Below are 25,087 nucleotides of genomic sequence, written 5' to 3' on the forward strand. Positions count from 1 at the left end.
AGGAGGGGAGGGCGTGCCGCCGCGCGGCATCCCTGAGAACTCGACTCCCTTCGCCGGTACTAGCCGGATCAGGTTCGAGGGTCTGCGCGGCGCGCACTCTCAGCGTTCTGACGGGTTCCGGCCACCGGCCGGAGCCCAACGCTCCCCTGTCGTTGGTGTTTCAGTGGCCCCAGTCTAGCCCCGCGCTATGCTGGGCGGGTAATCACCCCCTCGAGACGGAGACCGCGCACGTGAACGTACTGCTGAAGATCGTCGGCTCGCTGATTTCCCTCGGCGCCGGATTCGCCGGGGCCAAGCTCCTCGACACCGCCTGGACGCGGATCACCGGCGAGGAGCCGCCGAAGCCGGGCGACGCCGAGGCCCAGGCCGAGGCCTCGCTGCGCCAGGCCCTCGGCTTCGCCGTGGCCTCCGCCGTCGTGGCCGCGGTGATCCAGGTGATGGCCAACCGCGGCACGCAGCGCATGTTGCGCCGCTTCCAGGAAACCGCCGACGAGGTCTAGCCCGGGCTCAGCGCTCGGTGTCCGCCACGTGGTCTGCCGCGCCCGCCGGCAGCGAGCCGTTGGCGGCCCGGGCGACGACCTCGTCCAGGTCGTCCACGATGAGCGTCTCGCGCTTGAGGTGCTTGGTGCGGTAGCCCGCCCGCCCCACCATGTGGGCGCTCACGGGCGCCGTCAACAGCTGGAAGAGCCACGCGAGCAGGAGCACGGGCAGCACCGCCGGCGAATCGGCCTGCAGGCCGACGGCGGTCAGGAGCAGCAGGAGCCCCAGCACCTGCGGCTTGGTGCCGGCGTGCATGCGGGAGAGCAGGTCGGGGAAGCGCAGCATGCCCAGGCCGGCGGCGAAGGACATGAGCGATCCCACGACGAGGCACAGGGCCGTGGCGGCGTCGCGGACGGTCTGCAGCGTCTCGGCGTCCATCAGGAGTTCCTCCGGTCCGTCACGTAGCGGGAGACCGTCACCGAGCCGATGAAGCCGACGACGCAGGCCACGGCGATGAACGGCACGTGGTTCAAGTGGTGGTTGAGCGCCATGTCGATGCACAGCGCGGCCATGATGATCGCGAGCAGCACGTCGAGGGCGATCACGCGCTCGAGGATCGACGGACCGCGCGCGATGCGCACGATCGCCATCATGGCGGCGGCGGCCAGCAGGAGGGCGGACACCCAGGCGGCGGTGGTCAGGATCATGCGGGGGCCTCCTCTCGGCGCAGGGCCTCGAGGGCCTCGGGCGTGCCCATCACCTTGATCAGCCGCGCCTCCGTGTCCAGGACGCCTGCGCGGAAGCGCTCGGCCTCCTCGGGGGTGTCGACGTCGATGACGTGCAGGTACAGGGTCCCGGACGTCCGGTCCACCTCCACGACGAACGAGCCGGGGATGAGCGTGAGGACGTGGCCGAGGGTGGTCATCATCAGGTCCTCGCGGCAGCGCAGTGTGATGCCGACGACGGCGCTGCGCACCTTCTGCCCGCGGAAGAGCGCGAGGCCGAAGACCTGGAAGCTCGCCGCGACGACGTCCTTGAGGAAGTGCAGGGCGAACAGGAACGCCTGCCAGACGTTGAAGCGGCCGCTGAGCTCCACGGGCGGCAGCCGGAACACGGAGACGACGCCGAGCGAGAGCAGGAAGCCGAAGACGAGGTTGCCGGCGGAGAAGTCCTGCCACAGCGCCCCCCAGACGAGCATCATCCAGACAAGCAGGGGCAGCTCGACGAGGAAGCGGGCGCGCTTGCGCCGGCGGTTCGCGGCGGATCCGCGGCTCGGGGTCCCGAGGCCGGACGGGCGGGTGCGGCTCATGGCGTGCCCTCCTGGGGTCCCAGCACGGCCTCGATGTAGGGCGTGCGCTCCATCATCTGCCGGGCGGCCTGGTCGCTGAGCTGGAAGAGCGGTCCGGCGAAGACGGTCAGGGCGAGTCCGAGCGCCACGAGCGCGGCGGTCGAGCCGACCATGGTCCGGGGCAGGAGCTGGGTGTCGCCGCGGTCGCTGTAGCGGCTCGTCGGGAAGTTCGCGACGTGGCTGTAGGTCGTCACGCGGCCCCCGTCCTTGGCGCCGACGAGCAGCAGCGGGTCGGGGTTCTCCGCATCCTCGGCCTTGCGCCAGAACGCACGGTTCCAGACGCGGGCGACGGCGAGCAGGGTCAGGAGCGAAGTGGCCACGGCACCGGCGAGGAGGACCCACGCGAGCGGGGTGCCGAGCTCGACGCCGCCCTGCATGAGGCCGAGCTTGCCGAGGAAGCCGGAGAACGGCGGGATGCTGGCCAAGTTCATCGCCGGGATGAAGAACAGCACGGCGAGGACCGGGGAGAGCTTGGCGAGCGAGCCGAGGCGGTCCACGTTCGAGGTCCCGGCGCGGCGTTCGATCAGGCCCGTGACGAGGAAGAGCGAGGTCTGCACGATGATGTGGTGCGCGACGTAGTAGACGGTCGCCCCGAGCGCGGCGAGGTTGCCGAGCGCGAGCCCGAACACCATGTAGCCGATATGGCTCGTGAGCGTGAAGGAGAGCATGCGCTTGATGTCCGCCTGCGCGATCGCGCCGAGGATGCCCACGAGCATGGTCATGAGGGCGACGACCATCAGGAGCGAATTGATCCGGTCCCCGGGGAACAGGAGGGTCTCGGTGCGCACGAGGGCGTAGACGCCGACCTTGGTCAGCAGGCCCGCGAACACGGCGGTGACGGGCGCGGGCGCCGTCGGGTAGGAGTCCGGGAGCCAGAAGGACAGCGGGAAGATCGCGGCCTTGATGCCGAACGCGACGAGCAGCATGAGGTGCAGGACCATCTGCGTTCCCTCGTCCAGCTGCCCCAGCTTGACCCCGAGGTCGGCCATGTTCACGGTGCCCGTGGCGCCGTAGATCATGCCGATCGAGATCAGGAACAGCATCGAGGAGACCACGGAGACGACGACGTAGGTCACGCCCGCGCGGATGCGCGCCGTCGTGCCGCCGAGGGTCAGCAGGACGTAGGAGGCCGTCAGCAGGATCTCGAAGCCCACGTAGAGGTTGAACAGGTCGCCCGCGAGGAAGGCGTTGGAGACACCCGCGACGAGGATCAGGAACGTCGGGTGGAAGACGGAGATCGGCCCGTCGTCGTCCCCGTCGGCCATGCCCTGCGCGGTCGCGTAGAGGAGCACCGCGAGGCTCACCGCCGTGGAGACCACGAGCATCAGCGCGGAGAACTCGTCGACGACCATGGAGATGCCAAACGGTGGAGCCCAGCCGCCGATCAGGACGGCCTGCGCACCGTTGGTCCAGGCCCCGGCCAGGAGCCAGCACTCCAAGAGCAGGGTGAGGGTCAGGGTCGAGATGGTGACGGCCCGCTGGCTGCGCTTGTGCCGGCGCAGGACGAAGGCCACGGCGGCGCCGAGGATCGGCAGCGCGACGGCGAGCGGGGCGAGCGAGACGGCGCTGATCATCGGGCCTCCCTGTTCCGTGACTCGTCGGATGTGCCGGCGCTTTCCTCGGCGCTGGCCTGGCGGCGCTCGGCGGCGACGGCGGCCTTGGCCCGGGCCGCGGCGTCGTCGTCCTCCGAGGTGAACTCAGTCGTGTCGGCCTCGATCTCCGAGTCCTCCTCGAAGTCGAAGTGGGACTGCTCGGCAACGCGGCGGTCCTCGACGTCGTCGACGACCTCGTCGCGCCGGGCGATGACCCACGAACGGTAGATCATGGCCAACAGGAACGCCGTGACGGCGAAGGTGATGACGATCGCCGTCAGGATGAGCGCCTGCGGCAGCGGGTCGGAGTAGGCGCCGGGCTCGATCGCGGAATCGTACAGCGGCGCCATGCCCGGCAGACCGCCGGCCGTGAGCAGCAGCAGGTTCACGCCGTTGCTGATCAGGACCAGGCCCAGGAGCACGCGCGTGAGGCTGCGTTCGAGGAGCAGGTAGACGCCGCAGGCGAACAGGACGCCCATGACGAGGAGCATGACGACGTTGACGCTCATCGGGCGACCCCCTCCGTACTGCCCTCGGGCGCCTCGTGGACGACCACGGGGCTGCGGCCCTCGGACCGCTCGTCGATCTCGGCGCCGAGGCTGCGCAGGACGTCGACGACGAGGCCGACGACGACGAGGTAGACGCCGATGTCGAAGAAGGTCGAGGTGACGAACTTGTGCTCGCCGAAGAGCGGGAGCGCGAACTCGAGGGCTGCGGACTGGAAGATCTGGCCTCCGAAGAAGAGCGGGAAGACGGCGGACAGAGAGGCGGTCGCGAGGCCGAGGCCGAGGAGGGTGCCCGGGCTGATGGGCGTCGATTCGGCGAGCTCGAAGCGGCCGCCGGCCAGGTACCGGATCGTGAGCGCCAGGCCGGCGAGGAGGCCGCCGGCGAACCCGCCGCCGGGGGTGTTGTGCCCGGTGATCAGCAGGTAGATGGAGAACAGGATCATGGAGTGGAACAGGAGCCGGGTGATGACCTCGAAGATGATCGAGCGGCGCTCGGGCGCGAGCGTCCGGCCCGCGACGAGCCAGGCGTCCTTCGCGGACTCCGCGAAGTGCCGGGCGATCGCGAGGGCGGCCGTGGCCCGCGTCGAGTGGTGCAGGTGTTCCGAGCCGCGGTCCACGCTGCCCGGCGCGACGTCCTCCGTGCGCCGGCGGTCGTCCCCGCGCCCGCGGACGTAGATGAGGCTCGCGACGCCGGTCGCGGCCGCGGCGAGCACGGTGATCTCCCCGAAGGTGTCCCACGCGCGGATGTCCACGAGGATGACGTTGACGATGTTCTCGCCGGCACCGCCGACGTAGGCGAGCTCGGGCAGCATGAGCGAGATCGGGTCGGCGGTCCGGGACGCCATGGCGGTCGCCGCGATGCCGACCATGACGACGCCGAACGCGATGCCGATCGCCGCGCGCAGTACCTTGTGGCCCGCGGGATTCGTGGTCCACAGCGGGGCGGGCAGGGTCCGCAGGGCCAGGACCATGGCGACGAGGACGATCGTCTCCACGAGCAGCTGCGTCAGGGCGAGGTCGGGGGCGCCCTGGAGGGCGAACATGATGGCCATGCCGTAGCCCGTGACGCCGACCATCAGCACGGCCAGGAAGCGCTTGTTCGCCTTGATCGCCGCGATCGACCCGACCACCATGACGAGCCCGATCACGAGCTGCGCCGGGGTGTCGAACCAGACGATGTGCTGCGGCGTTGGCACGTCGAACGCGATCCCGGCGACGGCCGGGGCCAGCAGCCCCACGATGAGGATGACGATGAGGTAGAACGCGAGCGAGCCGCGCTGCGTGCGCCCCGTGACCCACACCGCGATCTCGTCCGTCGCGCCCAGGATGTGCTTGTAGCTCTTCTCGGCGTCGATCAGGGGGTAGAGCTTGTCCTGCGCCCGGGCCACGGCGGCGCGGCCCGCGAAGAGCAGAACGCCAACGGCGACGACGACGGCGGAGAGCCCCAGCGCGGGCGTGAAGCCGTGCCACAGGGCCAAGTGGACGGGGTGCCCGGCCGGCTCGAACAGTCCGGCGTAGGGGGCGATCGCGTCCTCGATCAGCGCGGGCGTGAAGGCGGTGGCGATCGTGACGAGCGACAGGAGCAGTGGCGAGGCCATGAAGAGCCACGGGACGGCCTTGAACGTCGTGGGGGCCACACCGGGCTTGGAGGCGAAGCCCCCCCAGACGAAGCGCGCCGTGTAGGCGAAGGTCAGGATGGAGCCGGCCACGACGCCCACGAGCAGCCACGTGCCGCCGGGATCGCCGTTCGCGGCGCCGTCGAGGAGCGTCTCGAACACCGACTCCTTGGCCACGAAGCCGAAGAAGGGCGGCAGCCCGGCCATCGAGGCGGCGCTGACGAGGGTCACGACGAACAGCTTGGGCGCCGTCCGCCAGAGCCCGGAGAGCTCGCGCAGGTCGCGGGTTCCGGCCTTGTGGTCGATGATGCCGACCACGAGGAACAGGGCGGCCTTGAAGAAGCCGTGGGCGAGCATCATCGAGAGACCGGCGACGGCAGCGTTGGCGGTGCCGATGCCGACGACGAGCATGAGGAAGCCCAGCTGGGAGACGGTTCCGTAGGCCAACACGAGCTTGATGTCGTGCTGGCGCAGCGCCCGCCAGCCGCCGACGAGCATGGTCGCGAGGCCGAGGACGAGGAGCGTGCCGTGCCAGTACGCGGTCTCGGAGAAGCCCGGCGCAAGGCGCGCCACGAGGTAGACGCCGGCCTTGACCATGGCCGCTGCGTGCAGGTAGGCGGAGACCGGCGTCGGCGCGGCCATGGCGCCGGGGAGCCAGAAGTGGAAGGGAACGAGCGCGGACTTCGACACGGCGCCGACGAGGATCAGCAGGATCGCGACGTCGACGACGGTTCCCTGCGCGGTGAGCGCCGCGGCGTCGGCCATGATCTCGGAGAGGCGGTAGCTCCCGGCCGTCTCGCCGAGCAGGATGAGGCCCAGGAGCATCACGAGCCCGCCGAAGGTCGTGACGATGAGGGCCTGCAGGGCCGAGCGCCGGGCGAAGATGCGGGTCCGCGCGAAGCCGACGAGCAGGTAGGACAGGACCGTGGTCAGCTCCCAGAAGATGAAGAGCATGATCAGGTCGTCCGAGATGACGAGGCCGAACATGGCGCCGGCGAACGCGAGCAGTTGCGCCCCGAACGGGCCGATGTTGGCGTCCTCGTTCTTGAAGTAGCGCGCGCAGTAGAACAACACGAGCGCCCCGACGCCGAGCACCAGGAGGCTCAGCACGGCGGCGAGCGCGTCCATCCGGAACGCCAGCTCGAGGTGCAGGGACTCGACCCAGGGCACGAGGATCGACGGCGGGGCGTTCGGCTCGCCGATCCGCGCGGCCTGCTCGGCCCCCGTGAAGGAGGCGAAGTTGGCGAGCAGCCAGACGAAGCCGGCCGCGGGCACGGCGCCGAGGACGTAGAACGTACCGCGGCCCAGCCGGCGGAAGATCAGTGGCGCAACGAAGGACACCGCGAAGAGGGCGATGAGGACTTCGAGCACGATGATCTCCTGGAAGGCGGTCTGCCGTGACGCGCGGGCACATCGAAGCAGGTGGTCAAGGGCTGCTCTCAACCTTAACAGTTTCCACGGACTGCTCCGTGCCACGGGCCCCTGTTTGCCGTAGCTTTACGCCGAGAGCGTTACCATGCACTCATGGCTCCCACACCACGGATGTTGAACCGCCAGGTCATCGCATGGGCATCGTGGGATTGGGGGTCGGCGGCGATCAACGCCGTCATGACGACGTTCGTCTTCACCGTCTACCTCACGAGCAGCGCCTTCGGCAGCAGCGCGGACACGTCCGCGGCCCTGAGCCTGGCCCTCACGGTGGCCGGCCTCGCGATCGCGCTCCTGGCCCCCGTGACGGGCCAGCGCTCCGACGCCGGTGGGCGGCGGCGCTTCTGGCTCGGCGTGAACTCGGTCCTCGTCGCCCTCGCGACGGCCGCGTGCTTCTTCGTCGCCCCCGATCCCGGCTTTCTGGTCCTCGGCGTCGTCCTCATCGCCGTGGCGAGCGTCTTCGCCGAGTTCGCGACCGTCAACTACAACGCGATGCTGCCGCAGATCTCGACGCCGGCCACGCTGGGCAAGGTCTCCGGCTTCGGCTGGGGCATGGGCTACCTCGGCGGGATCATGGCCCTGGCGATCGTCCTGTTCGGCTTCGTCCAGCCCGTCGTGGACTGGCCCGGGGCGAGCACCGAGAACGCGCTGAACCTGCGCCTCGTCGCCGTCTTCTCCGCCGTCTGGTTCTTCGCCTTCGCCCTGCCCGTCCTCTTCGCCGTCCCGGAGCTCCCGCGCCGGGCCCAGGCGTCCAAGACGGGCTTCCTCGAGTCCTACCGGATCCTCTTCCGCCACATCGCCTCGATCGGCCGCCGCAATCCGCACACGCTGTTCTTCCTCCTCGCCTCGGCGGTGTTCCGCGACGGCCTCGCCGCCGTCTTCACCTTCGGCGGCGTCATCGCCGCGGGCACGTTCGGGTTCACGACCTCGGAGGTGATCGTCTTCGCGATCGCCGGCAACGTGGTCGCGGCGGCCGGAGCGATCGCGGGCGGCTTCCTCGATGACAGGATCGGCCCCAAGGCCGTCATCATCGGCTCGCTCGCGGGCCTGATCGTGGCCGGCCTCGGGGTGTTCTTCTCCCCCGGCACCTCGGGCTTCTGGCTCTTCGGCCTGCTCCTGTGCCTCTTCGTGGGCCCCGCGCAAGCGGCCTCGCGCGGCTACATCGCCCGCCTCGCCGAGCCTGGCCGGGAGGGCGAGCTGTTCGGGCTCTACGCCACCACGGGGCGCGCCGTGAGCTTCCTGGCCCCGGGGCTCTTCACGGTCGCGATCGTGCTCGCCCGCCCCGTCGTCGGCGAGGACGCCGCCCAGCGCTACGGCATCCTCGGGATCCTCGTCGTCCTGCTCGCCGGCTTGCTCCTGCTGCTCCCGGTCCGCTCACCGGAGCGGGCGCCTACTTCGTGAGCGTCGTGCGGTGGAAGTTCCGGTGGCTGCGCGAGGCCGTCGGCCCGCGCTGGCCCTGATAACGGTTCCCGTACTCCCCGGAACCGTAGGGGTGCTCGGCCGGGGAGCTGAGGCGGAAGAAGCACAACTGGCCGATCTTCGATCCCGGCCACAGCTTGATCGGCAGCGTCGCCATGTTGGAGAGCTCGAGCGTCACATGCCCGGAGAATCCCGGGTCGATGAACCCCGCGGTCGAGTGCGTCAGCAGGCCCAGGCGGCCGAGGGAGGACTTGCCCTCGAGCCGCGCGGCGATGTCGTCCGGCAGCGTCACGGTCTCGTAGGTCGAACCCAGCACGAACTCCCCCGGGTGCAGGATGAACGGCTCGTCCGGTTCCACCTCGACGAGCCGGGTGAGGTCCGGCTGGTCGAGCGCGGGATCGATGTGCGCGTACTTGTGGTTGTCGAAGAGCCGGAAGTACCGGTCGATCCGCACGTCGACGCTGGACGGCTGGATCATCTCCTTCTCCAGCGGGTCCAGCACGATGCGGCCGGCGTCGAGTTCGGTTCGGATGTCGCGGTCGGAGATCAGCACGTGACCAAAATAGCGTATCCACGCCCGCGGGCGCGGGGCTATCCTAGGCACAGGGTCCCGCACGGCCCGCCTGAGCCCCCGGGGGAACGCCAGATCATGAAGCCACACCGACACCGCGGCGCCGCGGCCCTGGCCGCCACGGCGGTCCTCGCCCTGTGCGCGGCGCTGCCGGCCCAGGCGGCTCCGTCGGCGGGGCCGGAGGCGGACGCGACCCGCGATCCGGCGTCGTTCGAGGTCCTGGTCAACGCCGAGAACCCGCTGGACCCGCTCGACTACGTGCCCGCCGGGCTGACGCCCGCGGCCGGCTCGCAGAACCTCATGGTCCCGGAAGCCGCGATCGCCCTGGCCCTGCTCGTGGAGGGGGCGCGGCTCGACGGACACGCGCTCGTCGTCGAGAGCGCCTACCGCTCCTACGAGCGCCAGGCGCAGGTCTTCCGCAGCTACGCCGCGCGCTATGGCGAGGCCTACGCCTCGAAGATCTCCGCCCGCCCCGGAACGAGCGAGCACCAGCTGGGGCTCGCCGCCGACGTCGGGCTGGCGGGCGGGCAGTGCTCGCTCCACCGCTGCTTCGGGGACACGGCCGCCGGCCGCTGGGTCGCCGCGCACGCCGTCGACTACGGCTTCATCATCCGCTATCCCGAGGGGGCCGAGGACGCGACGGGCTACGCCTACGAGCCGTGGCACCTGCGCTTCCTCGGCGAGGGGGCCGCGGCGGACTTCGAGGCCTCCGGAGCCGCCAGCTACGAGGAGTACGTCGCGGCGCGGACGACGCCGGAGCCCGCCCCGGAGCCGGAGCCCGAGCCGGGCGCGGACCCGGCGCCGCGGAACTCGATCGTCCCCTTCCTCCCCGGCCACACCGCCCCGTGGGACTGGCGGCCGCGCTGGCACTAGGCCGCCGGCCCGGGGCCTACGCCCCGATCTCGGTGCGGACCGCGAAGAGCTCCGGGAAGAACGTCAGCTCGAGCGCCTTCTTGAGGAAGCCGACGCCGGAGGACCCGCCCGTGCCGCGCTTGAATCCGATCGTCCGCTCCACCGTCTTGAGGTGGCGGAAGCGCCAGAACTGGAAGTTCTCCTCCAGGTCCACGAGCTCCTCGCACGCCTCGTAGAGGTCCCAGTGGCCCGCCGCGTCCTCGTAGATCTCCTTGAAGACCGCGACGAGCTCCTCCGTGAACACGTGCGCCTGCGTGACGTCGCGCTCCAGCAGCGACGCCGGCACGTCGAGGCCCCGGCGGGACAGGAGCCGGATGAACTCGTCGTAGACCGACGGCGCCGCCAGCAGCTCCTTCAGCAGCGCGTGCGCGTCGGGGTCGGCCGCGAACACGTCCACCATGGCCGCGTTCTTGTTCCCGAGCATGAACTCCACGGCCCGGTACTGGAAGGACTGGAAGCCGCTCGAGGAGCCCAGCGAGCCCCGGAACTCCGCGTACTCGGACGGCGTGAGCGTGGCCAGGACGCTCCACTGCTCGGTCAGCGTGCGCTGGATGTGCTTGACGCGCGCGATGTGCTTGAGCGCGAACCGCAGGTCGTCCCCGCGCAGCCGGGCCGTGATCGCGCGCAGCTCGTGCAGCATGAGCTTGAGCCACAGCTCCGAGGTCTGGTGCTGGATGATGAACAGCAGCTCGTCGTGGTGCTCCGGGCGGCTCACGGGGTGCTGGGAGGCCAGCAGGGTGTCCAGCCCCAGATAGGAGCCGTAGCTCATCTTGTCGCGGAAATCGGTCTCGATTCCCTCCTCCAGGGCCCGGGTGTTCTTCTCGACGCTCACCGCGCCATCGTAGCCGCTACCGCGCGCGGACCGGGATCCCGGTGAACGTCGGCTTGAGCGTCTCGGCGAAGAAGTCGTTGCCCTTGTCGTCCACGACGATGAACGCCGGGAAGTCCTCGACCTCGATCCTCCAGATCGCCTCCATGCCGAGCTCGGGGTACTCGAGGACCTCGACCTTCTTGATGCAGTCCTGGGCCAGGCGCGCCGCGGGACCGCCGATCGAGCCCAGGTAGAAGCCCCCGTGCGCGTCGCAGGCCTCGGTGACCTGGCGCGAGCGGTTGCCCTTGGCGAGCATCACCATGGAGCCGCCCGCGGCCTGGAACTGGTCGACGTAGGAGTCCATGCGCCCGGCCGTGGTCGGCCCGAACGAGCCCGAGGCCATGCCGTCGGGAGTCTTGGCCGGTCCCGCGTAGTAGACGGGGTGGTCCTTGAGGTACTGCGGCATCTCCTCGCCCGCGTCGAGCCGCTCCTTGATCTTCGCGTGGGCGATGTCACGGGCGACGACGAGCGGGCCGCTCAGCGACAGGCGCGCCTTCACGGGGTGCTTGGTGAGCTCGGCGAGGATCTCGTCCATGGGCCGGTTGAGGTCGATCTTCACGACGGAGGAGCCCCCGGTGCCGGTGACGCCGTCGGTCTCGTGGTCGTGGGCCGCGATCGCGGGGTGGGACTCGTCCGGCATAAAGCGCGCGGGGTCCGTCTCGAGCTGCTCGACGAACACGCCCTCGGCGGTGATCTTGGCGAGCATCTGGCGGTCGGCCGAGCAGGAGACGGCGATCGCGACGGGCAGCGAGGCCCCGTGGCGGGGAAGCCGGACGACGCGCACGTCGTGGCAGAAGTACTTGCCGCCGAACTGGGCGCCGATGCCGAAGTGGCGGGTCAGCTCGAGCACCTTCTCCTCGAGCTCGAGGTCGCGGAACCCTCGGCCCGTCATCGCGCCCGTCGTGGGCAGGGTGTCGAGGTACTTCGCGGAACCGTACTTGGCGGTCTTGAGCGCGAACTCGGCGCTCGTGCCGCCGATGACGATCGAGAGGTGGTAGGGCGGGCAGGCCGCCGTGCCGAGCGAGCGCAGCTTCTCATCGAGGAACCGCAGCATGGCGTTCTCGTTGAGGATCGCCTTGGTCTCCTGGTAGAGGAAGGACTTGTTCGCGCTTCCGCCGCCCTTGGCCATGAACAGGAACTTGTACTGCTCCTCGTGGCCCGGGGCCGTGTCGGCGTAGAGCTCCACCTGCGCGGGGAGGTTGTTGCCCGTGGACTTCTCCTCCCACGTGGTCAGCGGGGCGAGCTGCGAGTAGCGCAGGTTCAACTGCGTGTAGGCGTCGTAGATGCCGCGGGAGAGGTCCTTCTCGTCGGGACCCTGCGTGATGACGCGCTGCCCGCGCTTGCCCATGACGATCGCCGTGCCCGTGTCCTGGCACATCGGCAGCACGCCGCCGGCGGCGATGTTGGCGTTCTTGAGCAGGTCCAGGGCCACGAACTTGTCGTTCGGGCTCGCCTCGTCGTCGTCGAGGATGTCGCGCAGCTGCCGCAGGTGCGCCGGGCGCAGGTAGTGGGAGATATCGTGGAGCGCCGTGCGCGCCAGGAGGGACAGGGCCTCCGGGTCGACCTCGAGGTAGCGCCGCCCGCCCGGCCCCTCGACGGTCCGCACGCCTTCGGCGCTGATCTTGCGGTACGGCGTCGTATCCTCGCCGATGGGCAGCAGGTCCTCATACTGGAACTCGGTCATGGTGCTTCCTCGCAGTGTCTCCCAACAGTGCCTACCACTCTAGGCCCGCCCGGACCGGTGCCGGAAACGGTGACGGCTTGCGGCGGCGGGCGACACGTGATCGTGTGGAGCAATGAGTGAAACGCCCAGCACCGAGTCCCCGGCCGACTACGACCCCGCCGTCCCGCACACGCATCTGGAGACCATCCTCGTGGCTGGCCAGGAGGATCCGGCGCGCGCCGGAGAGGTGATCGCCACCTTCCTGCAGGAGGAGGTCTTCTTCCTGAGCCGCGAAGAGGTCGCCGCGGACACGCAGAACGTCCAGCCGCTCCTGCTGCAGAACGCCGACGGCCAGCCGCTCATCGCGCTCTTCACGGATGTCCGCCGGATCCCGGGGACCTACATCGACACGGCGCCGTTCGCCGTGCGCGTCGTGGGCGCGGCCGTCGTGGACAACCTCTCCGGCGCGGGCCTCGTGATCAACCCGGGCCACCCCGTCGGCTTCGAGATCGGCCCCGACGGCGTCGACGCGATCCGCCGCGACTTCCGCCCCGACGGCTCGCAGGAGGGCCCGCAGGAGGGCTGACCACACCGGATTGCGATTCCACCACAACGGTGGGATATGCTGGATTGCGCCCGCGGTAACGAACGGACTCGCGGGCGTCTTGCGGGCGTAGCTCAATGGTAGAGCGCCAGCTTCCCAAGCTGGACACGCGGGTTCGATTCCCGTCGCCCGCTCTCTTTCTGCCCTGTTCCGGGCGGCCGGCCCGGCGGGCGTAGACTGGTTCCCGCCATGAGACGAACCATGTTCAAGTCCAAGATCCACCGCGCCACCGTGACCCACGCCGAGCTGCACTACGTCGGTTCCGTCACGGTGGACCTCGATCTGCTCGAGGCCGCGGACATCCTCCCGGGCGAGCTCGTCAGCATCGTCGACGTGACCAACGGCGCGCGGCTCGAGACCTACACGATCCCCGGCGAGCGCGGCTCGGGCGTGATCGGGATCAACGGCGCCGCCGCCCACCTGGTCCACCGCGGAGACCTCGTGATCCTCATGAGCTACGCGCAGATGGAGACGGAGGAGGCGCGCAGCTACGTGCCGTCCGTGGTCCACGTCGACGCGGACAACCGGATCGTCGTGCTCGGGACGGATCCCTCGGAGGCCGTCGTGTCCGGGATGTCCCGGCCCCCGCACGCCCTCGCCGACGCCGCCGCCGAGTCCTAGCCGGTGCTCGGGGTCCTCTCCGGCTTCGCCGTCGTCTGGGCCGTCATCGGCGTCGGATACGCCGTCGGCCGGACGGGGGTCCTCGGGCCGCACGCCCGCTACGTCCTGAACCGCCTGACCTTCTTCGTCGCGAGCCCGGCGCTGCTGTTCAACACGCTCGCCGACGCCGAACCGGCCGCGGTCCTCGGCCCCTCGCTCGCGGTCGCCGCGATCAGCGCGGTCCTCGTCGCCCTCGCCTACGTGGTCGCGACCACGTGGTGGCTGCGGCGGAGCCGCGGCGAGCGGCTCATCGGTGCGATGAGCGCGGCGACCGTGAACTCGGCGAACCTGGGCCTGCCGATCGCGGTCTACGTCCTCGGGGACATCACCCAGGCCGCGCCGGTCATCCTATTCCAGCTGGCCCTCTTCAGCCCCGTGTTCCTGGCCCTGCTCGACGCGACGACGACGAGGCACCGGACGACGCCGACGGCGATGGTCCTGCAGACGGCCCGCAATCCGATGATCGTGGGGTCGATGCTCGGGCTGCTCTTCTCGCTCATGGACTGGAGGCTGCCGCAGCAGCTCGCCGATCCCGTGGACCTCATCGCCGGGGCGTCGATCCCGGCGATGCTCATCGCGTTCGGCATCTCCCTGGTCGGCTCGCGCCCGCTCGAGAAGGCCGCGGGGCGGCGCGCCGACGCCCTCGTGGCCACGGCCCTGAAGCTCGTCGTCCACCCGCTCCTGGCCTGGCTGATCGGGGCCTTCGCCTTCCGCCTGGCCGGCCCGGAGCTGTTCGCCGTCGTGGTCATGGCGGCCCTGCCCACGGCGCAGAACGTCTTCGTGAGCGCCTCCCGCTACGAACAGGGCGTCGTGGTCGCCAAGGACACGGTCCTGCTGACCACGATCACGGCGATCCCGGCGATGATGCTCGTCCCGCTCCTGCTGGCCTGAGGCCGCGGCGTAGCAGTACGGAATATTCGCCGGTTCCGCGGCGCTGGACCGTGGTAGCGTTCAACTCCCCCGACCCCGAAGGACCCAGCATGAACCGCCGCTTCCTAACCCTCGCCGCCACCGCCTCCGCCGCCCTGATCGCCTTGACCGCCTGCGGCGGGACCGGGGACGACGCCGGGGCCTCCTCCCCCCAGAGCGGCGGCCTCACGCTGGCGCAGGTCCAGGACGCCGGCAAGCTCGTCATCGCGACGGAGGGAACCTACCGGCCGTTCAGCTTCCACGAGGGCGGCACGGGCGAGCTCACGGGCTACGACGTCGAGGTCGCCACGGCCGTAGCGGAAAAGCTCGGCGTTCAGCCGGAGTTCCAGGAGACCCAGTGGGACGCGATCTTCGCGGGCCTCGAATCGGGCCGCTTCGACGTCATCGCCAACCAGGTCTCCATCACCCCGGCCCGCGAGGAGGTCTATTCCTTCTCCGAGCCCTACACCGTGAGCCGCGGCGTGATCGTGACGACGGCCGACACCACGGACATCTCCTCCTTCGCGGACCTCGAGGGCAAGACGACGGCCCAGTCGCTCACGAGCAACTGGGCCGAACTCGCGAGGGAGTCCGGGGCACTGATCGAGGGCGTCGAGGGCTGGGCGCAGTCGGTGGCGCTCCTCGAGCAGGGGCGCGTCGACGCGACGATCAACGACCAGCTCACGTACCTCGACTACCAGAACACCAACGGGAACCAGAACATCAAGGTCGCCGCGGAGACCGAGGAGACCTCGCTCAGCGCGTTCGCGTTCCGGCAGGGCAGCGACGACCTCGTCGCGGCCGTCGACGCGGCGCTCGGCGAGCTGGCCGCGGACGGGACGCTCGCGGAGCTCTCGGACAAGTACTTCGGCGCCGACGTCTCGAAGTAGCCCGGCGGGCGCACCGTGAACTGGCAGCTGTTCCTCGACTCGCTCGGGCCGATCGCCCGGGACGGGCTGACCGGGAGTGTCCCACTGGCCCTGATCAGCTTCGCGCTGGGGCTCGCGATCGCGCTGTGCGTGGCGCTCATGAGGATCAGCCGCCGCCGGGTCGTCTCGGGGATCGCCCGCGCGTACATCTCGGTCATCCGCGGCACGCCCCTGCTCGTGCAGTTGTTCGTGATCTTCTACGGCCTGCCCTCGGTCGGCGTGACGATCAACCCGTGGCCGAGCGCGGTCATCGCGTTCTCGCTCAACGTCGGCGGCTACGCCGCGGAGGTCATCCGGGCGGCGATCCTCTCCGTCCCCAAGGGCCAGTGGGAGGCCGGGTACACGATCGGCATGTCGCGCACGCTCACCCTGCGCCGGCTCATCCTGCCCCAGGCCGCGCGCGTGTCCGTGCCGCCCTTGTCCAACACCTTCATCTCGCTCGTGAAGGACACCTCGCTCGCCTCGCTCATCCTCGTCACCGAGCTGTTCCGCCAGGCACAGCAGATCGCGGCCTTCAGCCAGCAGTTCATGGTGGTCTACCTCGCCGCGGCGCTCGTGTACTGGGTGTTCTGCCTCGTCCTGTCCGCGGGCCAGGTGCGCATCGAAAGGAGGCTGGACCGCTATGTCGCCCACTGACGCCCCGTCCGCCGGGCCCCTCCTGCGGGCCGAGGGCCTGCAGAAGTCGTTCGGCGAGAACCACGTGCTGCGCTCGATCGACCTCGCCGTCGGCTCCGGGCAGGTCCTGGCCCTCATCGGCCCGTCGGGCTCCGGGAAGACGACCGTGCTGCGCTGCCTCAACGGCCTCGAGCAGCCCGACGCCGGCCGCGTCGCCTTCGCGGGCGGGCCGGAGGTCGACTTCGGGCCGTCCACGACGCGCAAGGAGAAGGAGTCGCTGCGCACGCGCAGCGCCATGGTCTTCCAGAACTACAACCTCTTCCCGCACATGACGGTCCTGCAGAACGTCATCGAGGGTCCCGTGCGGGTCCAGGGCCGCCCCCGGGCCGAGGTCGTCGCCGAGGCGCGGGCCCTCCTGGCCCGCGTGGGGCTCGAGGCGAAGGCGGAGCAGTACCCGCACGAGCTCTCGGGCGGGCAGCAGCAGCGCGTCGGGATCGTCCGGGCGCTCGCGCTCAAGCCCTCGCTCCTGCTCTTCGACGAGCCGACGTCCGCCCTGGACCCCGAGCTCGTCGGCGACGTGCTCACCGTGATCAAGGAGCTCGCCTCCGAGGGCTGGACCATGGTCATGGTCACGCACGAGCTCGCGTTCGCCCGCGAGGTCGCCCATGAGGTCGTCTTCATGGACGGCGGGGTCGTCGTCGAGCGCGGGCACCCGGACCAGGTGCTGCGCGCGCCCCGGGCCGAGCGCACGCGCCAGTTCGTGCACCGCCTCCTGAATCCGTTCTAGGCCGAGGCGCCCTTGCGGGAACCACCGCGGCGCAGCAGCACGCCGGCGCCGAGGAGCGCGGCGGCGAGCACGGCGACCGGCAGGGCGGCCCCCACGAGCAGCTGGGTCGGCGTCACGGGCGCGTTGTCCGTCGTGCCCCACAGCGCCCCGGCCACGAGGAACACGGCCAGGGCGGTGGCGAGCATCCCGGCCCACAGGAGCACCACAGGGCCGCGCGCCCGGCCGTTTTTCGTCGTCTGAACCGTCATGTCAGTCCCCTGTCGCGTCGCCGGCGGACCGGTTCGGTCCATCCGTTTGAGGGAAAGACTCGCACGCACGCCCTGCGCGGTCAACGGTTCAGACCCGCGCCGGCTGCGGCAGCCGCGCGACGACGGCGAGCGCCTGCTCAAGGTCGGCCCGCAGATCCCGCACGTCCTCGACCCCGACGGAGAGCCGGACGAGGTCCGTCGGCACGGCGAGCGGGGTGTCCTTGACGCTCGCGTGCGTCATCTCCGAGCAGTAGCAGGCGAGCGATTCGACCCCGCCGAGGCTGACCGAGAGCGCGAAGAGCCGCGTGGACTCGGCGAACGCCCGGGCCGCGCGCTCGTGGCCGAAGCGCAGCGAGACGATCCCGCCGAAGCCGTCCATCTGCTCCGCGGCGAGCGCGTGCCCCGGGTGCTCCTCCAACCCCGGATACAGCACCTCGGCGACCCCGGGCCGCTCCCGCAGCCAGCGGGCGAGCTCGAGCGCGTTGGCCCCGTGCCGTTCCATCCGCAGCCCCAGGGTCTTGAGGCCGCGCGCGGCGAGGTAGGCGTCCTGCGGCCCCGCGACGGCCCCGCCGGCGAACTGCTGGAAGCCGATCGCCTCGGCGAGCGCCTCCCCGCGCCACGCGCCCCCGGAGGCCACGACCGCGCCCCCCAGGACGTCCGAGTGCCCGCCGATGTACTTCGTGGTCGAGTGCACCACGAGGTCGGCCCCGAGCTGAAGGGGCCGCTGCAGGTAGGGCGAGGCGAAGGTGTTGTCCACGACGAGGAGGGCCCCGGCGTCGTGCGCGATCCGCGCCCAGGCGCGCACGTCCGCGATCCCCAGGAGGGGGTTCGACGGCGTCTCGAGCCACAGCAGCGCCGTCTTCCCCGGAACGACGGCGGAGCGCACCGCCGCCGCGTCGGTGATCGGCACGGGGGTGTTCCCCACGCCCCACTTGCCGTGCAGCCGGTTGATGAGCCGGTTGGTCCCGCCGTAGCCGTCGGCGCCCAGGACGATGTGGTCGCCCGGGGCGAGCAGCGCCCGCAGGAGGGCGTCCTCCGCGGCGATCCCCGAGGCGAACGCGAAGCCCGCGACGCCGCCCTCGAGCGCGGCGAGCTGCGCCTCGAAGCCGGCCCGCGTCGGGTTCGAGCCGCGCGAGTACTCGTGGCCCCCGCGCAGGACGTTGATCCCGTCCTGGACGAACGTGGAGGTCTGGTAGATCGGCGGGATGACCGCCCCCGTCAGCGGGTCCGGTTCCTGCCCGGCGTGGATCGCCGTCGTGTTGAAGCCCCGGTAGGCGCCCATCAGGCCACGCTCCCCTCGGCGACGAGCCCCGCCGCGGCGAAGGCCTGCGCGAGGTCGGCGGTCAGGTCCGCCGGCTCCTCGAGGCCCACCGAGAGCCGGATCGTCGCCTCGCCGATCCCGGCCGCGGCCCGCTGCGCCGGCGTGAGCCGGCAATGCGTCATCGCCGCCGGGTGGGCCACGAGCGAGCGCGTGTCCCCGAGGTTGGCGACGAGCTTGAAGAGCCGCAGCGCGTCGATGAAGCGCGCCACCGCCCCGGGGTCCCGCTCGGGGTCCACCGCGAGGTCGAACGAGAACACGGAGCCCGTGCCGTCCGGGAAGTCGCGCGCCGCGATCCCCTCCCCCGGGTGCCCGGGCACCGAGGGGTGGTGGACGCGGGCGACGGCGGGGTGCGCGTCGAGGAAGCGGGCGACGTCCACGGCGTTCCGCCCGTGGCGCTCGACCCGCAACCGCAGCGTCTCCGTCCCGCGCAGGATCTCGGCGGCGGCCGAGGGGGCCAACGCGGGGCCGAGGTCGTGTAGGTACTTGCTGCGCGCATAGGCCAGGTACGCGCCGCGGCCGTGCCGTTCCCAGAGGCTCGCCCCGCCGTAGCGGCTCCGCGGGCCCACGATCCGCGACCACTTGACCGGATCGGCGGCGAAGTCGAACGTCCCGCCGTCCACAAGGACGCCCGCGAGGGTGGTCCCGTGGCCGCCGAGGAACTTCGTCGCCGAGTGCACGACGACGTCGGCCCCGTGCTCGAACGGCCGGTAGAGGGCGGGGGTGGCGAGCGTGTTGTCCACGACCACGGGCACCCCGGCGGCGTGGGCCGTGCGCGCGATCGCCGGCAGGTCCGGCAGGGTCGCGAGCGGGTTCGTGATGGACTCGAGCAGCACGGCCCGGGTCCCGGGCCCGATCGCCGCCGCCCACGCCGCCGGGTCGTCCTGGTCCACGAAGTCCACGCCGTAGCCGAAGTCGGCGAAGGTATCCGTGAGCAGGTCCACCGTCCCCCCGTAGAGCTGGGACGACGCCGCGACGCGCCCGCCGCCCTCCCCGGCGCCGAGGAGCGCCAACAGGGCCGTGGCGACGGCGGACTGCCCGCTCGCCGTCGCCACCGCGCCCAGGCCGCCCTCGAGCGCGGCGACGCGCTCCTCGAGCACGGCCACGGTCGGGTTGCCCGTGCGCGTGTAGGTGAAGCCCGGGCGCGTCAGGGCGAACATGGCGCGCGCGCTCGCGTAGTCCTGGAACTCGTAGGCCGCGCTCTGGTGGATCGGCACGGCGACCGGGTAGTGCGGCCCCGCCGGCGCGTAGCCGGCGTGGATCTGGGTGGTGCTGCTCATCGTGGCGTCCCCGCACCGGCGAGCAGCCCGGTGCGCGCGGCCGCGGCCGCCTCGACGAGGTGGCGCAGCGACGCCGTCGTCTCTTCGTAGCCGCGGGTCTTCAGCCCGCAGTCCGGGTTGATCCACAGCTGGCCCGCCGGGACGCTCGCGAGCGCGGTCTCGATGAGGCCCGTGACCTCCTCGACGGAGGGAACGCGCGGGGAGTGGATGTCGTACACGCCCGGGCCGATCCCGCGGGAGTAGCCGAAGCCGGCCAGGTCGGCGACGACCTCCATGCGGGAGCGGGCGGCCTCGATGCTCGTCACGTCGGCGTTCAGGCCGTCGATCCCGCGGATGACCTCCCCGAACTCCGAGTAGCAGAGGTGCGTGTGGATCTGGGTGTCCGGGCGGACGCCCGAGGTGGCGAGGCGGAACGCGCCGACGGACCACGCGAGGTAGTCCTCCTGGTCCGCGGCGCGCAGCGGGAGCAGCTCGCGCAGTGCCGGCTCGTCGACCTGGATGATCGCGGTGCCGGCGGACTCGAGGTCGGCGATCTCGTCGCGCAGGGCCAGGGCCACCTGGTTCGCCGTCTCGCGCAGCGGCTGGTCGTCGCGGACGAACGACCACGCGAGGATCGTCACGGGACCGGTCAGCATGCCCTTGAGCGGCTTCGCGGTGAGCGACTGCGCGTAGCTCGTCCACGGCACCGTGAACGCCTCGGGGCGGGAGACGTCGCCCCAGAGGATCGACGGCCGAGTACAGCGCGATCCGTAGGACTGCACCCAGCCATGGGTCGTCGCCGCGAAGCCGTCGAAGTTCTCCGCGAAGTACTGCACCATGTCGTTGCGCTCCGGCTCCCCGTGGACGAGCACGTCGAGCCCGAGCTCCTCCTGCAGCGCCACGACGCGGGCGATCTCGGCCCGCAGGAAGCCGTCGTAGGCGGCCTCGTCGATCCGCCCGGCGCGGACGTCGGCGCGCGCCTTGCGCACCTCGCCCGTCTGCGGGAAGGAACCGATCGTGGTGGTCGGCAACACGGGCAGGCCGAGCCGGCGGCGCTGCGCCTCGGCCCGTTCCTCGGCGGGTGCGCGCTCCACGTCGGCGGCGGTCAGCGCCGATGTCCGGGACCGCACCTCCTCACGGCGCACGCCCTCGAACGCGGCGCGGGAGGCGATCGCGGCCGACGCCTCGGCGATCTCGCGCTCCACGCCGGCGGGCCCGGAGGCCAGGCCCGCGGCGAGGGTCCGCACCTCGGCGACCTTCTGGTCCGCGAACGCGAGCCAGGACGGCAGGTGCGCGGGCAGGGACTCCTCGGCGAAGACGTCGTGCGGGACGTGGAAGAGCGAGGTCGACGTCGCGACGGAGGCTTCGCCCGCCGCGCCCGAGAGCTCCTCGAGCAGGGTCAGGGACGCCGCGAGATCGTTGCGCCACACGTTGCGCCCGTCGACGATCCCGGCGACGAAGCGCGTGCCGCCCAGCGCGGCCAGCTCGGCCCCGGCCGGCCGCGCCCCGCGGACGAGGTCGGCGTGCACCGCCTCGACGCCCGCCTCGGCGAGCACGCGCAGGGCGCGCCCCGGCGCCTGCGGGTCCCCTGCCGTGCCGTAGCCCGTGGTGACGAACAGCGCGGGCCGGGCCCCGGCGTCGTCCGCGGCCAGCGCGCGGTAGGCGCGCTCGAGCGCCCCTCCCGGAACGGCGAGGGCGCCGCCGCGGTCGGTCGAGAGCGCCGGCTCGTCGAGCTGGACCCACTCGGCGCCGGCAGCGGCGAGGCCGGCGAGGATCCCGCGGTAGGCGGCCACGGCGTCGTCGAGCCGGTCCAGGGGGTCGAAGCCCTCCGGCGCGCCGTCCTCCGGCTTGGACAGCAGGAGGTAGGTCACGGGGCCCACGAGGACCGGGCGCAGCACGGAACCGGCGGCCGCGTGGCGCGCGATGGTCGAGCTCAGGCGGTGGGCGAGCGGCGCGAACGCGGTGTCCGGTCCGATCTCGGGGACGAGGTAGTGGTAGTTCGTGTCGAACCACTTGGTCAGCTCGAGCGGTGCCCGCTCGGCGTCGCCTCGGGCCAGGGTGAAGTAGCCGGCCGTGTCCACCGAACCGTCGGAGGCGGCGAGGTCGGCGAAGCGGCGCGGCAGGGCGCCGAGGGCCGCGGTCGTGTCGAGGACCTGGTCGTAGAGGGCGAAGTCGGCCGGGATCGAGGAGTCCTGCGCGTCCAGGCCGAGCTCGACGAGCCGCGCGACGGTGTCCTCCTGCAGCCGTTCGGCGGCCGCGTCCAGCCCGGCCTCGTCGAGGCGGCCGGCCCAATGGGCCTCGACGGCCTTCTTGAGCTCGCGGGCGGGGCCGATGCGGGGGTAGCCGAGGATGGTGGCTTCGGGGAAGCGGGGGGTGGTGGTCATGGTGTCCTCCTGGGTGGGGTTGGGTCAGAGTGCGGGGGCGAGGGCCCGGCCGGCGCCGGCGAGCCCGAGCTCGTGGACGACGTCAAGCGAGCCGAGGGGGTCGTTGAAGGTGTACAGGTGTAGTCCGGGGGCCCCGTCGTCGAACGCGGCGCGGGCGAGGGCGGCGGCCGCCTGGACGCCGATCGCACGCCGCTCGGCGTCGCTCCGGGCCCCCTCGAGGCGGGACAGCAGGGCCGCGTCGGGTGCGACGCCGGCGAGCGCGGAGAGGCGCAGGAGGCGCCGCACGCTGTTGACCGGCATGATGCCCGGCACGATCGGGATCGTCACGCCCGCGGCCCGGGCGGCCGCGACGAGCCCCGCGTACTGCGCGGGCTCGAAGTAGATCTGCGTGATCGCGAAGTTCGCCCCGGAGCGCTCCTTGGACAGGAGCACCTCGACGTCGTGCTGGAACGAGGGCGACTCGGGGTGGCGCGTGGGGTAGGCGGCGACGCCGATGGCCAGGCGGCCGGCCGCGAGCGTCGCGGAGCGGCGGTCCTCGACCTGCCGGATGAGCTCCACGAGGTAGCGGGCGAACGGCAGCTCGCCGCGGTCCCCGCCCGGATCGGCGGGCAGGTCCCCGCGCAGGGCCAGGACGCCGCGGACGCCGAGCCCCACGAGCCGGCTGACGAGGGCGTCGAGCGAGGCCCGGGTCTCCCCGACGCACGTCAAGTGGGCCAGGGGCCGCAGCCGTGTGTTCTCGATCAGGTGGGTGATGAGCTCGACCGAGGCGGCGCGGCGCTCGGCGGTGCCGTTGTACGTCACCGAGACGTAGTCGGGGGCCGTGGCGCGCAGCGCCTCGACGGCCTCCAGGACCGTCTCGCGGCTCGCGGCGTCCCGCGGCGGGTAGAGCTCGTAGGACAACGACGGCGGACTGGCCGTCAGGGGTTCGGACATGGTTCCTCCTCGCGGTATGCAAGGGAGTGCACCGCGGCTCCCGGGGACGGCCGGGACGTGGATGCGTCTCCATCGCTTCTGGCGGTAGCACCGTTCCGGGACTCCGGGTGGTTGCTGCGGCGTCGTCGATCCAGATCTCTCGGCCGCTCTTGATGGGTTGGTGCATTCATCTAAGGCACACGGTGCCCCGGGCGGCAAGCACGGCCGCGGCGGGCGCTTCACAGTCCCGCATGTGTCCGGATGTGACGACCCGGCCCGCGCGGGCCGGGCCGTCGGCGCGTCATCCCCGGCGGATCCGGGTCACATGACGCGCGTGTGACGGGGAGCGTGGGGGAAGTAGTCTGTGGGGCATGGCTAAGCGAACTCCGGCGGAGCACGTCGAACTCATCAGGAACGGATACGTCTTCGAGGGCCCCTCCATGGGCCTCGGCGCCGCGGTCGTGGACGGCGCGGTCCACCCCGAGGCGCAGGTCCGCCTGCCGCTCGGGATGATGAACCGGCACGGCCTCGTGGCCGGGGCGACCGGCACGGGCAAGACCATCACCCTGCAGGTCATGGCCGAGCAGCTCAGCGAGAACGGGGTCCCCGTGTTCCTCGCGGATGTGAAAGGGGACCTCACGGGCCTGTCCACCCCCGGTGCCGGCGGCGAGAAGCTCCTGGCCCGCACGGCGGGCGTGGGCATGGACTGGTCGCCCGCGGACTTCCCGGTGGAGTACTACGCGCTCGGCGGCGACGGCACCGGCGTGCCGGTGCGCGCCACGGTCTCGGCGTTCGGGCCGCTGCTCCTGTCCCGCGTCATGGACCTGAACGAGACCCAGGAGTCGAGCCTCCAGCTCGTCTTCCACTACGCGGACCAGAAGGAGCTGGAGCTCTACGACCTCAAGGACCTCCGCGCCGTCGTCCAGCACTTGACCTCGGATGCGGGCAAGGCGGAGCTGGCCGAGCTCGGCGGGCTCTCCAAGGCCACGGCGGGCGTGATCCTGCGCGAGCTCGTCACGCTCGAGGCCCAGGGCCTGGACCGCTTCTTCGGCGAGCCCGAGTTCGACACGGCGGAGCTGCTGCGCACGGCCCCCGACGGCCGCGGCGTGATCTCCTGCCTCGAGCTGCCGACGCTCCTGCAGAAGCCGCTCGTGTTCTCCACCTTCCTCATGTGGCTCCTCGCGGACCTCTTCGCCGAGCTCCCGGAGGTCGGCGATCCGGAGAAGCCCAAGCTCGTCTTCTTCCTCGACGAGGCCCACTTGCTCTTCCGCGGCGCGTCCAAGGCCTTCCTCGAATCCATCACGACGACGGTGCGCCTGATCCGGTCCAAGGGCGTGGGCGTGTTCTTCGTGACGCAGACGCCGAAGGACGTCCCGGCCGACGTCCTGGGCCAGCTCGCGAACCGCGTTCAGCACGCCTTGCGCGCCTTCACGCCGGACGACGCCAAGGCCCTCAAGGCGACCGTCTCGACGTTCCCCGTGAGCGACTACGACCTCAGCGCGGCGCTCACGCAGGCGGGCACGGGCGAGGCGATCGTGACGGTCATGAACGAGAAGGGCGCACCGACCCCGGTCGCGTGGACGCGGATGTGGTCCCCGCGCTCCACGATGGGCGCGTCGGAGGCCTCCGTCGTCGAGCGCGTCGTCGCGGAGTCGGCCCTCCTGCAGGTCTACGGCACGCCCGTGGACCGCGAGTCGGCCTTCGAGAAGCTCAAGGGCGCGGCCGGGACCCCGGGTACGACGCCGGAGCCCTCCTCCCCGGCCACCGGCGGCTCGGTCGCGGGGCACGTCCCGGGACGCGGGCAGAGCCAGGCGGACATCGACGCCGAGGCCCGGCGCATCGAGGAGGAGATCCTGGGCCGCCCCAGCACGCTGCCGCCGACGACGCCAGGCCGGGCCCCGTCGTCGTCCCCGAAGCCTGCTCCCGCCCCTGCCCCGGCGCCCTCCCGGGTCCCGGAGCAGAACCCCGTCATGGACTTCGCGCTGCAGGCCGCCGGGGCCCTCGGCAAGGAGTTGATGCGCGGCATGTTCGGCACCAAGCGCCGCCGCCGGTAACG

Annotated in this window: 24 protein-coding genes, 1 tRNA gene and 2 riboswitches; of the genes, 11 read left to right on the plus strand and 14 right to left on the minus strand. The window is 71.6% G+C overall.

Features of this window, described 5'->3' with window-relative positions; translation table 11 throughout:
• Nucleotides 1-28: 28 nt before the first annotated feature.
• Nucleotides 29-158, minus strand: a riboswitch (TPP riboswitch).
• 72 nt (nt 159-230) lie between these two features.
• Nucleotides 231-500 (plus strand): DUF4235 domain-containing protein, encoded by a 270-nt coding sequence (locus tag AC0QR5_RS09655; protein WP_329863312.1) that lies wholly within the window; start codon nt 231-233, stop codon nt 498-500.
• A gap of 7 nt (nt 501-507) precedes the next feature.
• Here the strand turns inward: AC0QR5_RS09655 and mnhG are convergent, their stop codons facing one another.
• From mnhG to AC0QR5_RS09685, 6 genes are all read right to left on the minus strand, one after another.
• Entirely contained in the window at nt 508-918 is a 411-nt protein-coding gene (gene mnhG, locus AC0QR5_RS09660) for a monovalent cation/H(+) antiporter subunit G (RefSeq protein ID WP_329863314.1), read from the minus strand.
• Complete coding sequence (locus tag AC0QR5_RS09665; RefSeq protein ID WP_329863316.1) at nt 918-1,187, minus strand: MrpF/PhaF family protein; 270 nt, start codon at nt 1,185-1,187, stop codon at nt 918-920. Before AC0QR5_RS09665 ends, mnhG begins: the two co-directional genes overlap by 1 nt.
• Nucleotides 1,184-1,681 carry a Na+/H+ antiporter subunit E gene (locus AC0QR5_RS09670; RefSeq protein ID WP_475372520.1) on the minus strand — a complete coding sequence of 166 codons (498 nt, stop codon included), beginning with the start codon at nt 1,679-1,681 and terminating at the stop codon, nt 1,184-1,186. The genes AC0QR5_RS09665 and AC0QR5_RS09670 overlap by 4 nt, the downstream gene beginning before the upstream one ends.
• A 104-nt stretch (nt 1,682-1,785) precedes the next feature.
• Nucleotides 1,786-3,399 carry a Na+/H+ antiporter subunit D gene (locus AC0QR5_RS09675; RefSeq protein WP_329863350.1) on the minus strand — a complete coding sequence of 538 codons (1,614 nt, stop codon included), beginning with the start codon at nt 3,397-3,399 and terminating at the stop codon, nt 1,786-1,788.
• A complete protein-coding gene (locus AC0QR5_RS09680; RefSeq protein WP_329863319.1) occupies nt 3,399-3,929 on the minus strand; it encodes a Na(+)/H(+) antiporter subunit C in 531 nt (176 codons plus the stop codon). Before AC0QR5_RS09680 ends, AC0QR5_RS09675 begins: the two co-directional genes overlap by 1 nt.
• Nucleotides 3,926-6,913 (minus strand): Na+/H+ antiporter subunit A, encoded by a 2,988-nt coding sequence (locus AC0QR5_RS09685; RefSeq protein WP_329863352.1) that lies wholly within the window; start codon nt 6,911-6,913, stop codon nt 3,926-3,928. The genes AC0QR5_RS09680 and AC0QR5_RS09685 overlap by 4 nt, the downstream gene beginning before the upstream one ends.
• A gap of 153 nt (nt 6,914-7,066) precedes the next feature.
• On the opposite strand from AC0QR5_RS09685, the gene AC0QR5_RS09690 reads away from it, so the two are divergent.
• Nucleotides 7,067-8,371 carry an MFS transporter gene (locus AC0QR5_RS09690; RefSeq protein ID WP_329863321.1) on the plus strand — a complete coding sequence of 435 codons (1,305 nt, stop codon included), beginning with the start codon at nt 7,067-7,069 and terminating at the stop codon, nt 8,369-8,371.
• On the opposite strand, the gene dcd is transcribed toward AC0QR5_RS09690, so the two are convergent.
• Complete coding sequence (dcd, locus tag AC0QR5_RS09695; RefSeq protein WP_329863323.1) at nt 8,361-8,942, minus strand: dCTP deaminase; 582 nt, start codon at nt 8,940-8,942, stop codon at nt 8,361-8,363. The two genes, AC0QR5_RS09690 and dcd, sit on opposite strands and share 11 nt — an antisense overlap.
• Nucleotides 8,943-9,038: 96 nt before the next feature.
• On the opposite strand from dcd, the gene AC0QR5_RS09700 reads away from it, so the two are divergent.
• Nucleotides 9,039-9,833 (plus strand): M15 family metallopeptidase, encoded by a 795-nt coding sequence (locus AC0QR5_RS09700; protein WP_329863325.1) that lies wholly within the window; start codon nt 9,039-9,041, stop codon nt 9,831-9,833.
• Nucleotides 9,834-9,849: 16 nt separating this feature from the next.
• On the opposite strand, the gene kynA is transcribed toward AC0QR5_RS09700, so the two are convergent.
• Together kynA and AC0QR5_RS09710 are read right to left on the minus strand one after the other, a co-directional pair.
• Complete coding sequence (kynA, locus tag AC0QR5_RS09705) at nt 9,850-10,704, minus strand: tryptophan 2,3-dioxygenase (RefSeq protein WP_329863327.1); 855 nt, start codon at nt 10,702-10,704, stop codon at nt 9,850-9,852.
• Between the two features lie 16 nt (nt 10,705-10,720).
• Nucleotides 10,721-12,427, minus strand: coding sequence for a fumarate hydratase (locus tag AC0QR5_RS09710; protein WP_329863329.1), 1,707 nt, complete (start codon nt 12,425-12,427; stop codon nt 10,721-10,723).
• A gap of 112 nt (nt 12,428-12,539) precedes the next feature.
• Between AC0QR5_RS09710 and AC0QR5_RS09715 the strand changes: the two genes are divergently transcribed.
• The 7 genes from AC0QR5_RS09715 to AC0QR5_RS09745 all read left to right on the plus strand — a co-directional run bounded on the left by AC0QR5_RS09715 (nt 12,540) and on the right by AC0QR5_RS09745 (nt 16,910).
• Entirely contained in the window at nt 12,540-12,992 is a 453-nt protein-coding gene (locus tag AC0QR5_RS09715; RefSeq protein WP_329863331.1) for an SseB family protein, read from the plus strand.
• 81 nt (nt 12,993-13,073) lie between these two features.
• A tRNA-Gly gene (locus AC0QR5_RS09720) sits at nt 13,074-13,144 on the plus strand.
• Nucleotides 13,145-13,199: 55 nt separating this feature from the next.
• A complete protein-coding gene (panD, locus tag AC0QR5_RS09725) occupies nt 13,200-13,631 on the plus strand; it encodes an aspartate 1-decarboxylase (protein ID WP_329863333.1) in 432 nt (143 codons plus the stop codon).
• Between the two features lie 3 nt (nt 13,632-13,634).
• The gene (locus AC0QR5_RS09730) at nt 13,635-14,561 is read left to right on the plus strand and encodes an AEC family transporter (protein WP_329863335.1); all 927 of its coding nucleotides are present in this window, start codon (nt 13,635-13,637) and stop codon (nt 14,559-14,561) included.
• Between the two features lie 89 nt (nt 14,562-14,650).
• Nucleotides 14,651-15,469, plus strand: coding sequence for an amino acid ABC transporter substrate-binding protein (locus AC0QR5_RS09735; protein ID WP_329863337.1), 819 nt, complete (start codon nt 14,651-14,653; stop codon nt 15,467-15,469).
• Nucleotides 15,470-15,484: 15 nt separating this feature from the next.
• Nucleotides 15,485-16,144: an amino acid ABC transporter permease gene (locus AC0QR5_RS09740; protein WP_329863339.1), complete on the plus strand. Its 660-nt coding sequence runs from the start codon at nt 15,485-15,487 to the stop codon at nt 16,142-16,144.
• Entirely contained in the window at nt 16,131-16,910 is a 780-nt protein-coding gene (locus tag AC0QR5_RS09745; protein WP_329863340.1) for an amino acid ABC transporter ATP-binding protein, read from the plus strand. Before AC0QR5_RS09740 ends, AC0QR5_RS09745 begins: the two co-directional genes overlap by 14 nt.
• Here AC0QR5_RS09745 and AC0QR5_RS09750 read toward each other — a convergent pair.
• From AC0QR5_RS09750 to AC0QR5_RS09770, 5 genes are all read right to left on the minus strand, one after another.
• Nucleotides 16,907-17,158: a hypothetical protein gene (locus tag AC0QR5_RS09750; protein WP_329863342.1), complete on the minus strand. Its 252-nt coding sequence runs from the start codon at nt 17,156-17,158 to the stop codon at nt 16,907-16,909. The two genes, AC0QR5_RS09745 and AC0QR5_RS09750, sit on opposite strands and share 4 nt — an antisense overlap.
• A gap of 88 nt (nt 17,159-17,246) precedes the next feature.
• Nucleotides 17,247-18,440: a cystathionine gamma-synthase gene (locus AC0QR5_RS09755; RefSeq protein ID WP_329863344.1), complete on the minus strand. Its 1,194-nt coding sequence runs from the start codon at nt 18,438-18,440 to the stop codon at nt 17,247-17,249.
• Nucleotides 18,440-19,756 (minus strand): O-acetylhomoserine aminocarboxypropyltransferase/cysteine synthase family protein, encoded by a 1,317-nt coding sequence (locus AC0QR5_RS09760; protein WP_430632966.1) that lies wholly within the window; start codon nt 19,754-19,756, stop codon nt 18,440-18,442. Before AC0QR5_RS09760 ends, AC0QR5_RS09755 begins: the two co-directional genes overlap by 1 nt.
• Complete coding sequence (gene metE, locus AC0QR5_RS09765) at nt 19,753-22,119, minus strand: 5-methyltetrahydropteroyltriglutamate--homocysteine S-methyltransferase (RefSeq protein ID WP_329863354.1); 2,367 nt, start codon at nt 22,117-22,119, stop codon at nt 19,753-19,755. The genes AC0QR5_RS09760 and metE overlap by 4 nt, the downstream gene beginning before the upstream one ends.
• A 24-nt stretch (nt 22,120-22,143) precedes the next feature.
• Entirely contained in the window at nt 22,144-23,052 is a 909-nt protein-coding gene (locus AC0QR5_RS09770) for a methylenetetrahydrofolate reductase (RefSeq protein ID WP_329863355.1), read from the minus strand.
• Nucleotides 23,053-23,118: 66 nt separating this feature from the next.
• A riboswitch (SAM riboswitch) is annotated at nt 23,119-23,211 on the minus strand.
• A 191-nt stretch (nt 23,212-23,402) separates the two neighbouring features.
• Here AC0QR5_RS09770 and AC0QR5_RS09775 point away from each other — a divergent pair.
• Nucleotides 23,403-25,085 carry a helicase HerA-like domain-containing protein gene (locus AC0QR5_RS09775; RefSeq protein ID WP_329863357.1) on the plus strand — a complete coding sequence of 561 codons (1,683 nt, stop codon included), beginning with the start codon at nt 23,403-23,405 and terminating at the stop codon, nt 25,083-25,085.
• Nucleotides 25,086-25,087 lie beyond the last annotated feature (2 nt).

It is taken from the genome of Arthrobacter sp. J156 (assembly GCF_056172865.1).